The organism is Streptomyces sp. JLYT201 (assembly GCF_059448825.1).
In genome coordinates, this window is record NZ_CM182551.1 from 6287445 (window position 1) to 6302306 (window position 14862).

Genomic DNA, 14862 nt, shown 5'->3' on the forward strand with positions numbered 1-14862 from the left:
GGCCGGCGGGACGGGGCTCGCCCGGCCGGCGTGCTCCGATCCTGCCGGGCGGCCGGGGCCGGGGCGTCGGCCCCCGGGCGGTACCGCCTCCGCCGCGCGGGGGAGACCGGCGGGGCCGCGGGTACGTTGGCCGCATGAGTGAGTGGGACATCAAGAAGCTGCGGATCCTGCGCGCGCTGCGGGACCACGGCACGGTGACGGCGGCCGCCGCGGCGCTCAGCATGACGCCGTCCGCCGTGTCCCAGCAGCTGTCCAACCTCGCCCGACAGCTGGACGTCCCCCTCCTCGAAGCGCAGGGGCGGCGGGTGCGGCTCACCGACGCCGCGCAACTCGTGCTGCGGCACGCCGAGGCGGTCTTCGCCCAATTGGAGCGGGCCGAAGCGGAGTTGGCCGCGCATGCGCGGGGCGACGCGGGGGAGGTGCGGGTCGGGGCCTTCTCCACGGCGGTGCCCGCGCTCGTGGTGCCCGCCGTACGGGCCCTGCGGGAGGCCAGGCCCGGCGTCTTCGTACGGGTCAGGGAGGCCGAGGCGGCGCAGGCGTACGAGCTGCTCGCGGCGGGCGAGGTGGATCTGGCCCTGTCGCTCGCCGCGCAGGCCCCGGCGCGGAGCGACCCCCGCTTCACCGGGGTCACCCTCTTCGCCGACCCGCTGGACGTCGCCCTGCCCGAGGGGCATCCGCTCGCCCGCAAGCGGGGGCTGCGGCTCGCCGACCTCGCCGACGAGCCGTGGATCTTCGGCGGCTCCGGGCCCTGGTCGGACATCACGCGGGCCGCGTGCGAGGCGGCGGGGTTCGTGCCGGAGCAGGCGCACAGTGCCGCGGGGTGGGCGGCGATCCTGGCGATGGTGGGGGCGGGGATGGGGGTGGCGCTGGTGCCGCGGATGGCGGGGGCCGCCGGGTGTGGGGGTGTGGTGACGCGGGGGCTCGGGGCGGAGCGGCCGTACCGCCACGTCGTGGCGGCGACCCGGCGGGGCGCGGGCCCCGCCGTGACCCACGTCCTCACCGCCCTCCGCGCGGCGGCCCCGGCCTGAGCCCCGGGCCCCTGTGCCAACGGCGGGGCGGCACCTAGGCGCTGTGCCCACCCGTCCCGCCCTGCGGGACGATTGCCCACAGCAGGGGACGGGGACCCACCCAGCCGCAGCGCTCTGCGTCGGGGCCGGGCCGGCGAAGCTCGGGCGTTACGGGTGGGCGGGTGGGAAAGACCCGCCGCGGTAGCGGCGGGCACCCGCCCACCCACCCGCGGGCGCTCCGCGTCGGGGCCGGGCCGGCGAAGCCGGGGAGCTACGGGTGGGCGGGTGGGAGGAAAGAGCCCCCCGGGGCAGCCGGGGTCAGGCCTTGTCGGCGGCCCGCGCCCGCAGGGCCCGCTCCACCCCGGCCCGAGACTCCGTGATCAGGCGGCGAAGGGCCGCCGAGGGCTCCGCCGAGGCGAGCCACGCGTCGGTCGCTTCGAGCGTCGCCGCGGACACCTGGACCGACGGGTAGAGCCCCACGGCGACCTGCTGCGCCATCTCGTGCGACCGGGACTCCCACACCGCCTTGACGGCGCCGAAGTACTTCTCCGCGTACGGCGCGAGCAGTTCCCGCTGCTCGGTCTGCACGAAGCCGGAGATCACGGCCTCCTGCACGGCGTTGGGCAGCGCGTCGGACTCCACGACGGACGCCCACGCGGCCGCCTTGGCCTCGGGGGTCGGCCGTGCGGCCCGCGCGGCGGCGGCGTGCCGCTCGCCCGCGGCGGTCCTGTCCCGCTCGTACTCGGCGTCGATGCCCGCCTCGTCGAGGCGGCCCACGGCCGCGAGCCGTCCCACGAACGCCCAGCGCAGCTCCGTGTCCACGGCGAGGCCCTCGATGGTCTCGGAGCCGTCGAGCAGCCCTTCGAGCAGCGCGAGGTCGGACTCCGTGCGGGCGGTGGCCGCGAACGCCCGCGCCCAGGCGAGCTGGTGGTCGCCGCCGGGCTCGGCCGCGCGCAGGTGCTCCAGGGTCGCCTCCGTCCACCGCGCGAGCAGCGCGTCGCGCCCGGCCGGGTCGGCGTACAGGTCGAGGGCGAGCTTCACCTGGCGGTGCAGGGACTGCACCACGCCGATGTCGGACTCCTTGGCGATGCCGGAGAGGACGAGCGCCAGGTAGTCGCGCGTGGGCAGCTCCGCGTCGCGCGTCATGTCCCAGGCGGACGCCCAGCACAGGGCGCGCGGCAGCGAGGCCTCGAAGTCGCCGAGGTGCTCGGTGACGAAGGCGAGGGACTCGCTGTCCAGGCGGACCTTCGCGTACGACAGGTCGTCGTCGTTGAGCAGGACGACCGCCGGGCGGGCCCGGCCGACCAGGGCCTCCACGGCCGTCAGCTCGCCGTCGACGTCCAGCTCCACGCGGTCGGTGCGCACCAGCTTGCCCGAGCTGTCGTCGAGGTCGTAGAGGCCGATGGCGATGCGGTGCGGCCGCAGGGTGGGCTCGCCCGTGGCGCCCGCGGGGAGCGCCGGGGCCTCCTGCTTGACCGCGAAGGAGGTGATGACACCGGCGGAGTCGACGTCCACGACCGGGCGCAGGACGTTGATGCCCGCGGTCTGGAGCCACTTCTGCGACCAGGTCTTCAGATCGCGGCCGCTGGTCTCCTCCAGGGCGCCGAGCAGGTCGCTGAGGCGGGTGTTGCCGAACGCGTGGCGCTTGAAGTACGCCTGCACGCCCTGGAAGAACTCGTCCATGCCGACGTAGGCCACCAGCTGCTTGAGGACCGAGGCCCCCTTCGCGTAGGTGATCCCGTCGAAGTTGACGAGCACGTCGTCGAGGTCGCGGATGTCCGCCATGATCGGGTGCGTGGACGGCAGCTGGTCCTGCCGGTACGCCCAGGTCTTCATGGAGTTCGCGAACGTCGTCCACGAGTGCGGCCAGCGCGAGCCCGGCGCGTACGCCTGGCAGGCGATGGAGGTGTAGGTGGCGAACGACTCGTTCAGCCACAGGTCGTTCCACCACTCCATGGTCACGAGGTCGCCGAACCACATGTGGGCCAGCTCGTGCAGGATGGTCTCGGCGCGCACCTCGTACGCGGCGTCCGTCACCTTGGAGCGGAACACGTACTGGTCGCGGATCGTCACCGCGCCCGCGTTCTCCATCGCGCCCGCGTTGAACTCCGGCACGAAGAGCTGGTCGTACTTCTTGAAGGGGTACGCGTAGTCGAACTTCTCCTGGAACCAGTCGAAGCCCTGCCGCGTCACCTCGAAGATCGCGTCGGCGTCGAGGAACTCGGCGAGCGAGGGCCGGCAGTAGATGCCGAGCGGAACGCTCTGCCCGTCCTTCTCGTACGAGGAGTGCACCGCGTGGTACGGGCCGACGATCAGGGCCGTGATGTACGTGGAGATGCGCGGCGTGGGCTCGAAGGACCAGAGGTCGTCCTTCGGCTCGGGCGTCGGCGAGTTGGAGATCACCGTCCAGCCGCTCGGCGCCTTCACGGTGAACTGGAACGTGGCCTTCAGGTCCGGCTGCTCGAAGGAGGCGAACACGCGGCGCGCGTCCGGCACCTCGAACTGCGTGTACAGATAGGCCTGCTGGTCCACCGGGTCGACGAAGCGGTGCAGGCCCTCGCCGGTGTTCGTGTACGCGCAGTCGGCGACGACGCGCAGCTCGTTGCGCCCCTCGCGCAGGTGCTTCAGGGCGATCCGGGAGTCGCGGAAGACCGCGGCGACGTCCAGGGCGTGGTCGTTGAGGACCACCTCGTGGACGGCCGGGGCGATCAGGTCGATGAACGTCTCGGCGTTCGCCTCGGCGCTGTCGAAGCGCACGGTGGTCACCGACCGGTAGGTGCCGCCCTCCTGCGCTCCGGAGAGGTCGAGATCGATCTCGTACGAGTCAACGGTGAGCAGCTTCGCCCGCTGCTGCGCCTCTTCGCGGGTCAGATTGGTGCCGGGCACGCGGTCATCTCCTCAGTGCGACTTGCGAAGTTTCTGTGATGTTTCCGGCCATCCTTCCATGCGGGGCGCCGGGGTGCCCCGGCCCATTGTTCTCGGCCCGCCCTGCGGTTAGCATCCGCGCGTCGGCTCAGGCCCCACGGCCCTGAGCGGGCCCGACGGTGGCGGTCACGCGCGGAAGCAGGTGTATATGGCACGGGGAGTACGGGGCCGGTTACGCGGGAGAAGTCCGCGCGCGGTCCTGGCCCCGACGGCGGCCCTGGCCCTGCTGCTCGCCACGGCGGGCTGCGGCGACTCCGGCGGCGACGGGGGCGGCACGGCGGACGGCAAGGGCCTGGAGAAGACCACGATCACCGTCGGCACGATGCCCGTGGCGGACACCGCCCCGCTCCAGCTCGCGATCAGCAAGGGCTTCTTCAAGGCCGAGGGGCTCACCGTCCGCACGACGACGCTCCAGGGCGGCGCCGAGTCCGTCGGCAGGCTGCGCGCGGGCGCCCTCGACATCTCCTTCGGCAACTACGTCTCGTACTTCCTCGCGCACGCCAACAAGGCCCTGGACGTGCGGATCGTCGCCGACGCCTTCGCCCTGGCGCCCAAGACGCACGCGGTCCTGGTGCGCAAGGACTCGCCGGCCAAGACCCTGAAGGACCTCGAAGGCAAGAGGATCGGCGTCAACACGAAGCGGAACATCAGCTCCCTGCTCGTCCGGAAGGCCGCCAAGGCCGAGGGCGTCACGTTCGACGAGGACGAGGACTTCGCCGAGGTCGACATGCCGAACATGGAGACCGCCCTGAAGACGGGCAGCGTCGACGCCGTGCAGGCCGCGGAGCCGTTCGTCAGCGCGATCGAGGAGTCCGGCACCGGCCGCGTCGTCGCCGACCTCGGCAGGCCGCCGACCGCGGGCTTCCCGATCGCGGGGTACGCGACCACGGCGCGGTTCGCCGAGAAGAACAAGAAGACCGTCGAGGCCTTCCAGCGGGCCATGGCCCGCGCCCAGAAGCAGGCCGCCAACCGCACCACGGTCGTGCGCACGCTCCCCGACTACACCAGGATCACCCCCGACCAGGCCGCCCAGCTCCACCTCGGTGGCTATCCGGTGGCCCTGGACCCGGCGCGGCTTCGCCGGGTGGTGGACCTGATGCGGGAGTTCGGCTACCTGCGGCGGCCGCTCGACGTCGCGCCGCTCCTCGTGCGCACGGGGCCGTGAGGGCGATGCGGTGAAGGAGGCGGCGCGCTTCGGTTCCGGGTCCGGCCCGGAGACAGGGGCGCGCGCCCGTCGCCGCGTGCGCCCGGGCGCCCTTCCGCGCGCCGGGGCGCTCGCCTCCCGGCGGTGGGGACGGGCCCTGCTCGGCGCGCTCGGCGCGGGCGGGGCCGTGCTCGTCCTCGAACTCCTCTCCCGTACCGGCGCCTTCGGCGCCGGGGAGCTGCCGCCCGCCACCTCCGTGCTCGCCCGCGCCGCCGGAATGGCCGTCGACGACGGCTTCCTCGGCCAGCTGGGCACCACCGTCTCCGCCTGGCTCGGCGGGCTCGCCCTCGCCGTCGCCCTCGCCGTGCCCGCCGGGCTCCTGCTCGGCTCGCTGCCCCGGCTCGGCGCCGCGAGCCTCGCCGTGGTCGAGCTGGCCCGGCCCGTGCCGTCCGTCGCGCTCATCCCCCTCGCGATCCTCGTGTTCGCCGAGCCGGTCCGGGTCGAGCGGTCCCTCGTGTGCTACGCCGCGCTGTGGCCGATCCTCCTCAACACCCTGTACGGGCTGCGCGACGTCGACCCCGTCGCCAAGGAGACCCTGCGGTCCTTCGGCTTCGGGCCGCTGTCCGTCCTCCTGCGGGTGTCCCTGCCGAGCGCGGGCCCGTTCGTGCTCACCGGGGTGCGGATCGCCGCCTCCGTGGGGCTCGTCGTGGCGGTCAGCGCGGAGCTGCGGGCCGGGGGCGACTCGGGGCTCGGCGTGTATCTGCTCCAGACGCAGTCCGGGGGCGGGCGACCGGACCTGATGGTGGCGGGGGCGGTGTGGGCGGGGGCCCTGGGGGTGGTGGCGAACGGGGCGCTCGTGGCCGTGGGGCGGGTGGCTTTTCCCCAAGCCCGCCCCTTCCCGAGACGAAGGGGCTCTGCCCCCTCGACCCCCGGATATCGCGCTTCGCGCTCGTCCTCAAACGCCGGACGGGCTGAATGATGACCGTTGTGCGCTTTCTGCTGCTGCGGGGGTGGCTGCTCGCTCTGCTCGTCCTCGCCTGGGAAGTGGCCGCCCGGCGGGCCGGGGACGTGTACTTCCCGCCGCCCAGCCGCGTCGTGCGGCTCATGGTGCGCGAACCCGGCCTTGACGCGCTCCGGCAGAGCCTCGGGCAGCTGCTCCTCGGGTGGGCGATCGCCGGGGCCGCGGGGGTCGCCGTCGGGGTGGGGGTCGGGCTCTCGCGGGTGGCGCGGTACGTGCTCGAACCGGTGCTGCAGTTCGCGCGGGCCGTGCCGCCGCCCACGCTCATCCCGTTCTTCATGGTCGTCTTCGGGCTCGGCACGTCCATGCGCCTTGCGACCGTCGTGTTCGGGGTCGTGTGGCCGGTGCTGCTCAACACCGTCGACGGGGTGCGCTCCGTCGAGCCGGTGCAGCTGGACTCGGCCCGGGTCTTCGGCCTCGGCCCGGCCGCGCGGCTGCGGTACGTGGTGCTGCCCGCCGCCGCGCCGAAGGTCTTCGCGGGGCTGCGCGTCGCGCTCGGCTTCGCGCTGATCCTCATGGTCGTCGCCGAGCTGATGGGGGCGGGCGACGGGGTCGGCGCCCGGCTCAACGCGGCCGAGCGGGAGTTCCGCCCCGACCGGATGTGGGTGGTGATCCTCCAGCTCGGCGCCGTCGGCTGCGTACTCAACGGACTCTTCCTGCTGGTCGAGCGGAAGGCACTCGCCTGGCACCGGGGCGCACGGCGCGGAAACACCTAGGGCGTGGGGGCGCCCGCCGTTCCCGCGCAACCGGTTCACCCGGCGCGGAGGGAACGACCGAAGCACGTGAGCACTCAATTCACATAGACCACGAGGCAGTTGGCAGCAGGCGCACAGGGGGAACACGGGATGCTGGACATCGCGGGGCTCAGTCATCGCTACGACGACGGCCATCAGGCGGTCGAGGACGTCGAACTCTTCGTGGACCGGGGCGAACTGGTGAGCATCGTCGGCCCCTCGGGGTGCGGCAAGTCCACGCTGCTGCGGTGCGTGGCGGGCCTCCAGCGGCCGAGCGCGGGCCGGATCACGGTCGGCGGCCGGGCCGTCGAGGGCGCCGTGCCGGACGGCCTCGCGGTCGTCTTCCAGGACTACACGCGCTCGCTCTTCCCCTGGCTGACCGTCCGCGACAACGTGGCCCTGCCGCTGCGCCGCCGTGGCCTCGGCCGCGCCGGGCGCCGCGCCCGCGCCCGGGACGCGCTCGCCCAGGTCGGCCTCGCGGACGCGGCGGCCAAGTACCCCTGGCAGCTCTCCGGCGGCATGCAGCAGCGCGTGGCCATCGCCCGGGCCCTGGCGTACCGGCCCGCGCTGCTGCTCATGGACGAGCCCTTCGGCTCGGTGGACGCCCAGACCCGCGAGGACCTGGAGGACCTGCTCCTGGCCGTACGGGGCGGATTCCCGGAGGACGCCGAGGATGCCGAGAACGCCCGGGACGCCGGGGGCGCGGCGGGCGGCGGGGGCGCGGCACCGGGAGGCATGACCATCCTCCTGGTCACCCACGACATCGACGAGAGCGTGTACGTCGGCGACCGCGTCGTCGTCCTCAGCGGCGCCCCGGGCCGCGTCCACCGCGAGCTGCGGGTCGAACTGCCCGCACCGCGCGACCAGATCGCCACCCGCGGCCTGCCCGCGTTCGTGGAGCTGCGGGCCGAGGTCGGACGGGCGGTGCGCCGGCCATGACCGTGGACGTACTGATCGCGGGCGCGGGCATCGGGGGCCTCACCACCGCGCTGAGCCTGCACGCGGTGGGCATCGACGTGCGCGTCGTCGAACCGGTCGACGTGCTGCGGCCCGTCGGCGTCGGCATCAACCTCCTCCCGCACGCCGTGCGGGAGCTGACCGAACTGGGCCTCGGCGACCTGCTCGCCGCGACCGGCGTGCAGACGGCCGACATGGTCCACTACGACCGGCACGGCAACCGCATCTGGGGCGAGCCGCGCGGCCTCGCGCTCGGCTACCACTGGCCGCAGTACTCCATCCACCGGGGCGCCCTCCAGATGCTCCTGCTCGACGCGGTGCGCCAGCGGCTCGGCGAGCGGGCCGTGGTCACCGGCACGGCCTTCGTCCGCTTCCTGGAGGACGGCAACGCGCTGCGGGTCGTGCTGCGGGACGTGGCCCGCGGGCGGGAGCACGCGGTGCGCGTGCGGGCCCTCGTCGGCGCCGACGGCCTCTACTCGACGGTCCGCGCCCGGCTGCACCCCGGCGAGGGCCCGCCGCGCTGGAACGGCATCCGGATGTGGCGCGGCGTCACGGAGTGGCACCCGGTCCTCGGCGGCCGCACGGTCGCCGTCGCGGGCAGCAACGCCCACGCGAAGCTGGTCGTCTACCCCATCTCGCGGGAGGCCGAGCTGCGCGGCCGGGCCCTGCTCAACTGGGTGGCGGAGGTCCGCTTCCCGCCGGAGCCGGGCGCCGGGCCGGGCTCCGCCGACTGGAACCGGGGCGGCCGCCTCTCCGACGTCCTGCCGCACTACGCGGGCTGGCGCATCGGCGACCTCGACGTGCCCGCCCTCTTCGCCGCGACCCGCCGCATCCTGGAGTACCCCATGGTCGACCGGGAGCCGCTGCCGTGGTGGGGCAAGGGGCCCGTGACCCTCCTCGGGGACGCCGCGCACCCCATGTACCCCGTGGGCTCCAACGGCGGCTCCCAGGCCATCCTGGACGCCCGCGTCCTGGCCCGCTGTCTGGCCCTGACGGACCCCGACCGGGCCGCGGGGCTCCGCGCCTACGAGGAGATCCGCCGCGAGGCCACGGCCGCCCTGGTCCTCGCCAACCGCCGGATGCCCGCCGACCGCTTCCTCGCGGCGGTCGCCGAGCGCGCCCCGGACGGCTTCGAGCGGGTGGAGGACGTGCTGACGCCCGCGGAGCTCGGCGAACTGGAGGCCGCGTACCGCTGGACGACGGGCACGGACGTGGCGGAGCTCAACGGGAGGGGGTCGTGGGGGCTTCCCTGAGCCGGTCCAGGAGCCGGGCGAGCGCGGCGGGGGTGGTGGTCAGCACGGTGCCCGGGGCGTCGCTCTCGCGCAGGTGGACGGCGCGGTGCGCCGAGGCGACCTCGACGCAGTGGTCGCCGTCCCCGCCGTCGGAGAAGCTGGACTTCTGCCAGGCCGTCACCGGGATCATCGGTCGTCTCACAGCTCCTTCTTCACACGCCGGATCAAGTCGCGCGACCGTGCGGGGTCGAGTGCCGCCTCCTCCACCTTACGGAGCAGGGCCCGCAGTCGTCGCAGTGGAGCCTCGGCGTCGACGGGCCCCTTGTTGACGGGCGCGTCCCGAAGTCCGGTGTCCAGCCTGCGCACGGGCCCGCCGAGGTACATCATCGAGGCCCCGGCACCGGCGAAGCCGTCCAGGTCGACGGGGATGACGCGCACCCGGATGTGGTCCTGTTCGCTCAGGTCGAGGACCTGCCGGAGCTGGGCACGGGCGACCTGACGGTCGGCCACGCGGATCCGCAGGGCGAATTCGTGGACGATCGCCTCGTACGGCGTGGGGTCGTCGCCCTCGATGACGGTGCGGCGCCGCATGCGGTGCTCCACCCGGGGCTCCAGCTCACCCGGCGGCAGCCAGGGGTTCACGTACGCGTAGACCGCCCGGGCGTAGTCCGGCGTCTGGAACAGCCCCGGCACGTGCGTGATGACCGCCTCCCGCAGGAACGCCGCGTGGTGCTCCAGCTCGGCGAGGTCGAGGAACGCCTGCGGCAGCACGCCCCGGTACTCCTGCCACCAGCCGCGGGTCCGGTCGGTGGCCATGGCCACTAAGGCGTCGACCAACGCCTCGTCCGTGCAGGCGTAGTGGGCCGCGAGGCGGCGGACCCGCTCCTCGCTCACCCCCGCGACACCGGCCTCGATCTGGCTCATCTGGACGGAACTCGCCCCGAGGAGCGCCGCGGCCTCGGTCGCCTTGAGCCCGGCCGCGTCCCGCATCCTGCGCAGCTCGACCCCCAGGCGCACCTGCCGCGCGGTGGGGTTCCGCCTGGTCGCCATCATCGGCTCCTTGGTCCAACTCGCCCTGGGGGTCTCCTCGTTCGGGTGTCAGATTACGTGTACGCCTTGCGAGGTCATAATTTTCAGGCCTACCGTCAGTGATGTGTCGCTCACGCTGCGAGACATCGGGAGTTCCGGAAGCGGGTCGTCCCCTCACGCCACGACGGGGTGATCCGCAGCCGCCCGGGATGCGCTGCGTGGTGCAACTCCTCAGACCTCAAAGGGAGTTCGCGTATGACCGAGGACGGCAGCAAACCTGAACCCTTTCCCGGGGCGGAGCCCTGGGAGTACACCCTCCAGATCCCGCGCGAGCTCTGCGCGGTCACTGTGTGTCGCCATACCCTCCGGGTGATCCTCTCCGTGCACGGCCTCGGCGGCGTCGTCGACGTGGCCGAACTCCTGGCGACCGAGCTGGTCTCCAACGCCGTGCGCCACACCAAGGGCCCCGTCTCCTTCCGCCTCCTGTGGGCCGACGGGGTCCTGCGCATCGGCGCCTGGGACGCCGACCCCACGCCGCCCGCCCCGACCCCGCGCCCGGCCCCCCTCGACGTCGAGGACGGCCGGGGCCTCGACCTGATCCGCTGCTGCTCCGACACCTGGGGCTGGCACCCGCTGCCGAAGGAGGGCGACGCAGGCAAATACGTCTGGTGCGAGCTCGGCGCCGCCGCCTAGCGCGCGCTCCTGCCCGCCGTCGCCACCACCCCCAGGGCGAGCACCGCGAGGCCGCCGCCCAGCCACAGGACGTCCGTCGCGCCCAGGCCGTCGGCGACCCGGCCGCCGAGCAGCGCGCCCAGGGCGATCGCCGTGTTGAAGATCCCGGCGAAGAGCGCGGACGCGGCCTCGCGGGCCTGGGGGGCGGCGGCCATGACCCAGTTCTGGGAGGAGACGGAGACGCCGCCGTAGGCGAGGCCCCAGGCGACGAGCAGGGCGACGGACGCGGGCAGGGACGAGCCCGCGGGGACCAGGAGCAGCACCACGCCCGCCAGGGCCGCGGAGATCAGCAGGAGGGTGCGGCGCGGGTCGCGGGCCGCGAAGGTGCCGCCCAGGAAGTTGCCCGCGATGCCCGCGACCCCGTAGCACAGGAGGAGGCCGCTGATCAGGCCCGCGCCCACGTCCGGCACCCGCTCCAGGACCGGACGGACGTATGTGTACGCGGCGAAGTGGCCGACGACCAGGAGCGCCACCGCGATCAGGCCGACGCGGAGCCGGGGCAGGCGCAGCAGGCCCGGGAAGACGCCGAGGCGCACCGGCTCGCTCGGCGGCAGCGCCGGGAGCACCACGGCGAGCAGTGCGGCCACGCCGAGGCCGAGCACGGCCACCGCGCCGAACGCCCAGCGCCAGCTGGCGAGTTCGCCGAGGAAGGTGCCCGCGGGCACGCCGAGGACCGACGCCACGGCTATGCCGCTGAAGATCACGGAGGTGGCCCGGCCGACGGACTCGGCCCGCACCAGGCGCACCGCGAGCGAGGCCGCGACGGCCCACACGCCGCCGATGCAGAGGCCGACCACGATCCGCGCGACGAGCAGGACCTCGAAGGACGGCGCCAGGGCCGACAGGAGGTTCGCGGCGCCCAGCAGGAGCATCAGGCCGCACAGGACGGCCCGGCGGTCCGCGCCGTGCACCGCGACCGGCAGGAGCAGGGCGGCGAGCGCCGCGACCACGCCGGGCAGGGTGACGGTCAGGCCCGCGGTGCCGTCGGACACGCCGAGGCCCGAGGCGAGCGAGGTGAGCAGGCCGACGGGCAGCATCTCCGTCGTCACGACGGAGAAGGTGGCGGCGGCGACGGCGACGACGGACAGCGGCAGGGCGCGTTGCCGCGTGCCCACGTGGGGGGTCTGGGTCAGTGTTTCCATGGGCGTTTCCATGGGCACCAGACAACGCCCGCCCGGTGACCGGGAACAACGCCGAAGATCTCATCCTTGAATGAGCGGGACTCATCGATCCCGGAACGATCGAGCGTGGGCGGGAGCTGCCGGCTGTGGGCGGAGTGGAGATACGGGAGCTGGAGTGCTTCCTCGTGCTGGCCGAAGAGCTGCACTTCGGACGGGCGGGGGAACGGCTGTACGTCTCGCAGAGCCGGGTCAGCCAGCTGCTCGCCGCGCTGGAGCAGCGGGTCGGGGCCCGGCTCGTGGAGCGTACTAGCCGCCGGGTGCGGCTGACCCCGCTCGGCGAGCGGTTCCGTGCGGAACTGCGGCCTGCCTACGCGGAGTTGACCGCCGTCGTCGACCGGGCCAAGGAGGCCGCGCGCGGGGTGGAGGGGCGCCTGCGCATCGGCTTCCAGGGCACGGCCGACGCCCGGCTCATGGAGGCCATCACCACCTTCCAGCGGCGGCACCCGGGCTGTGTGACCCAGATCGCGGAGGTGCCCTTCGCCGATCCGTTCGGGGCGGTGCGCCAGGGCGAGGTGGACGTGGCGATCGTGCTCCTGCCGGTGGCCGAGCCGGACCTCGTCCTCGGCCCGCTCTTCTCCCGGCAGCAGCAGACCGTCGCCGTGTCGGTACGGCATCCCTTCGCGGGGCGGGAGCGGCTCGCCGCGGCCGAGCTGCGCGGCACGCCCCTGATCGCGGCGGCGCCGCCCGCCCCCGCCTACTGGCGCGAGGCCCACGCCCCCTCGGCCCTGCCCGCGCCCGCCGTCCGGACCCTCCAGGAGGGCCTCACCCTGGTCGCCGCGGAGCAGGGCGCGATGCTCCTGTGCCGTCCCACGGCCGCGTACCACGGCCGCGAGGACGTCGTCTTCGTACCGGTGGACGGGGTGCCGGACTCGGTGCTCGGCGTGGTCTGGCACCGGGACGGGGAGACGGAGCGGGTGCGGGCGTTCGCGCGGGCGGTGACCGAGGCGACCGCCGTGGCCGCGGCGGCGTGATGGCCGCTACGCGGCTTCGGGGCGGTGCACCACGAAGTGCAGGCAGCCGTACTCCACGGCCCGCACGTGCACCTGGGTGACCTCCGGCGCGGCGAACGCCTCCTCGAAGGCCTCGTCGTAGCCCGCCGTCGTGTCCTCGGGAAGCTCCAGGAGACGTCCGCCGACGATGTGGCCCCGGTCGTCGTAGCGGCGGAAGGCGCGCAGCGCCCCGGCGCGCGCGAACGGGTAGCCGGTGGCCGCCTCCCGCGCGGGGCCCTCGCAGGGGTCCGCGTGGATGAAGACCGGGCCCTGCTCGTCGTACGCGCCCGGCCGGGCGCCGGTCCGTGCCGCCCAGCGGCGGAGCGGGGCGTACGCGACCAGGGCGACGCGGTCGCCCGGGGCGATCGGGCGCAGGCAGCAGCGCAGGGGGCTGCCGCCCTCCTCGTCGACGTACGGCACGCAGGCGCGGCCCGCGTCGTCCCGCTCACGCAGCTGCGCCAACGCCTCCGGCGGGATGGGCTGAGGTGTGTACAGGGTGCTCATGCCCCCACCCTCCGCCGTGCCCCGCGCCCACGCTGGCGCTTTCCGGACACCTAGGCCGCTCCACCGCTACCCGGCGGTTTCCCCACCCGCCCACCCGTACCTGCCCCAGCGACCACGCCCGGCCCCGACCTAGCGGCTTGCACGCCGTCGTCCACCATTCCACCGCTACCGCGGCGGTTTCCCGTACCTGCCCCAGCGCCCGGGCCCCGCTCCCTAAGGAGGGGGCGGGTGGGCGGGAAAACCAGACCGGCGGCTGGCGACAGCGCCTGGCCGAGGTCATTCAGCCCGTCCGGCGTTTGAGGACGAGCGCGGAGCGCGACAGACCGAGCCCGTCCGGCGCGTGAGGACGAGGCGCGCAGCGCCGACGGGCCCGGTTCAGCTGTCCGGTCAGGACTTCGCGACCAGCTCAGCGATCTGCACGGCGTTGAGCGCAGCGCCCTTGCGGAGGTTGTCGTCGGAGATGAAGAACGCGAGCCCGTGCTCGACGGTCTCGTCGCGGCGGACGCGGCCGACGAAGGCCTCGTCGCGGCCCGCGGCGACCAGCGGGGTGGGGACGTCCGTGACGACGACGCCCTCCGCGCCGGAGAGGATCTCGACGGCGCGCTCGGGGCTGATCGGCCGCTCGAAGCGGGCGTTGACCTGGAGGGAGTGGCCGGTGAAGACGGGCACGCGCACGCACGTGCCGGAGACCTTGAGGCCGGGGATCTCCAGGATCTTGCGGGACTCGTGGCGGAGCTTCTGCTCCTCGTCGGTCTCGTTCAGGCCGTCGTCGACGACGGAGCCCGCCATCGGCAGGACGTTGTACGCGATCGGGGCGACGTACTTGTCGGGCGCGGGGAAGTCCACGGCCGAGCCGTCGTGCGCCAGCTTCGGGGCGTCGGCGCCGACCTTCTCGATCTGCCCGTACAGCTCCTCGACGCCCGCGAGGCCGGAGCCGGAGACGGCCTGGTAGGTGGCGACGACCAGCGAGGTGAGCCCGGCCTCCAGGTGCAGCGGCTTGAGGACGGGCATCGCGGCCATGGTCGTGCAGTTCGGGTTGGCGATGATGCCCTTGGGGCGGTCGGCGATCGCGTGCGGGTTCACCTCGGAGACGACCAGCGGCACCTCGGGGTGGCGGCGCCAGGCCGAGGAGTTGTCGATCACGACGGCGCCCTGTGCGGCGACCTTCTCGGCGAGGGCCTTGGACGTGGCGCCGCCGGCCGAGAACAGCACGATGTCGAGGCCGGTGTAGTCGGCGGTCGAGGCGTCCTCGACGGTCACGCCGTCGACGACGGTCCCGGCCGAGCGGGCCGAGGCGAACAGGCGCAGCTCGTCGACCGGGAACTTCCGCTCGATCAGGATCTTGCGCATGACCGTGCCGACCTGACCGGTGGCTCCGACGATTCCGACCTTCACGGCTACTCCCTAAAG

14 protein-coding genes are annotated in these 14862 nt (G+C 74.1%); 8 read left to right on the forward strand and 6 right to left on the reverse strand.

Translation table 11 applies throughout. The features are described from left to right. Positions 1-134 precede the first annotated feature (134 nt). Entirely contained in the window at positions 135-1028 is an 894-nt protein-coding gene (locus AC5WAM_RS26395) for a LysR family transcriptional regulator (protein WP_495518998.1), read from the forward strand. A gap of 297 nt (positions 1029-1325) precedes the next feature. Here the strand turns inward: AC5WAM_RS26395 and pepN are convergent, their stop codons facing one another. After that, on the reverse strand, positions 1326-3893 hold the full coding sequence (pepN, locus tag AC5WAM_RS26400) for an aminopeptidase N (RefSeq protein WP_495518999.1): 2568 nt from the start codon (positions 3891-3893) through the stop codon (positions 1326-1328). A 187-nt stretch (positions 3894-4080) separates the two neighbouring features. On the opposite strand from pepN, the gene AC5WAM_RS26405 reads away from it, so the two are divergent. From AC5WAM_RS26405 to AC5WAM_RS26425, 5 genes are all read left to right on the forward strand, one after another. Then, positions 4081-5097, forward strand: a complete 1017-nt coding sequence (locus AC5WAM_RS26405) for an ABC transporter substrate-binding protein (RefSeq protein ID WP_495519000.1) — start codon at positions 4081-4083, stop codon at positions 5095-5097. Positions 5098-5173: 76 nt separating this feature from the next. Beyond that, positions 5174-6055, forward strand: a complete 882-nt coding sequence (locus tag AC5WAM_RS26410) for an ABC transporter permease (protein ID WP_366790421.1) — start codon at positions 5174-5176, stop codon at positions 6053-6055. 8 nt (positions 6056-6063) lie between these two features. Next, complete coding sequence (locus AC5WAM_RS26415) at positions 6064-6810, forward strand: ABC transporter permease (protein WP_366790422.1); 747 nt, start codon at positions 6064-6066, stop codon at positions 6808-6810. Positions 6811-6939: 129 nt separating this feature from the next. Then, entirely contained in the window at positions 6940-7767 is an 828-nt protein-coding gene (locus AC5WAM_RS26420) for an ABC transporter ATP-binding protein (RefSeq protein ID WP_495519001.1), read from the forward strand. Further along, a complete protein-coding gene (locus AC5WAM_RS26425; RefSeq protein ID WP_366790424.1) occupies positions 7764-9038 on the forward strand; it encodes a flavin-dependent oxidoreductase in 1275 nt (424 codons plus the stop codon). The genes AC5WAM_RS26420 and AC5WAM_RS26425 overlap by 4 nt, the downstream gene beginning before the upstream one ends. Here AC5WAM_RS26425 and AC5WAM_RS26430 read toward each other — a convergent pair. Further along, positions 9007-9219, reverse strand: a complete 213-nt coding sequence (locus AC5WAM_RS26430; RefSeq protein ID WP_495519002.1) for a DUF397 domain-containing protein — start codon at positions 9217-9219, stop codon at positions 9007-9009. The two genes, AC5WAM_RS26425 and AC5WAM_RS26430, sit on opposite strands and share 32 nt — an antisense overlap. Further along, complete coding sequence (locus tag AC5WAM_RS26435; RefSeq protein WP_495519003.1) at positions 9216-10067, reverse strand: helix-turn-helix domain-containing protein; 852 nt, start codon at positions 10065-10067, stop codon at positions 9216-9218. The genes AC5WAM_RS26430 and AC5WAM_RS26435 overlap by 4 nt, the downstream gene beginning before the upstream one ends. A gap of 234 nt (positions 10068-10301) precedes the next feature. On the opposite strand from AC5WAM_RS26435, the gene AC5WAM_RS26440 reads away from it, so the two are divergent. After that, positions 10302-10739, forward strand: a complete 438-nt coding sequence (locus AC5WAM_RS26440) for an ATP-binding protein (RefSeq protein ID WP_495519004.1) — start codon at positions 10302-10304, stop codon at positions 10737-10739. Here the strand turns inward: AC5WAM_RS26440 and AC5WAM_RS26445 are convergent. Then, entirely contained in the window at positions 10736-11920 is a 1185-nt protein-coding gene (locus AC5WAM_RS26445; RefSeq protein ID WP_495519005.1) for an MFS transporter, read from the reverse strand. The two genes, AC5WAM_RS26440 and AC5WAM_RS26445, sit on opposite strands and share 4 nt — an antisense overlap. Positions 11921-12045: 125 nt before the next feature. Here AC5WAM_RS26445 and AC5WAM_RS26450 point away from each other — a divergent pair, with 125 nt between their 5' ends. After that, positions 12046-12930 carry a LysR family transcriptional regulator gene (locus AC5WAM_RS26450; protein ID WP_495519006.1) on the forward strand — a complete coding sequence of 295 codons (885 nt, stop codon included), beginning with the start codon at positions 12046-12048 and terminating at the stop codon, positions 12928-12930. 6 nt (positions 12931-12936) lie between these two features. On the opposite strand, the gene AC5WAM_RS26455 is transcribed toward AC5WAM_RS26450, so the two are convergent. Both AC5WAM_RS26455 and AC5WAM_RS26460 read right to left on the reverse strand, forming a co-directional pair. Next, positions 12937-13452, reverse strand: coding sequence for a DUF1203 domain-containing protein (locus AC5WAM_RS26455; RefSeq protein WP_495519007.1), 516 nt, complete (start codon positions 13450-13452; stop codon positions 12937-12939). A gap of 387 nt (positions 13453-13839) precedes the next feature. Further along, on the reverse strand, positions 13840-14847 hold the full coding sequence (locus AC5WAM_RS26460; RefSeq protein ID WP_172383882.1) for an aspartate-semialdehyde dehydrogenase: 1008 nt from the start codon (positions 14845-14847) through the stop codon (positions 13840-13842). Positions 14848-14862 lie beyond the last annotated feature (15 nt).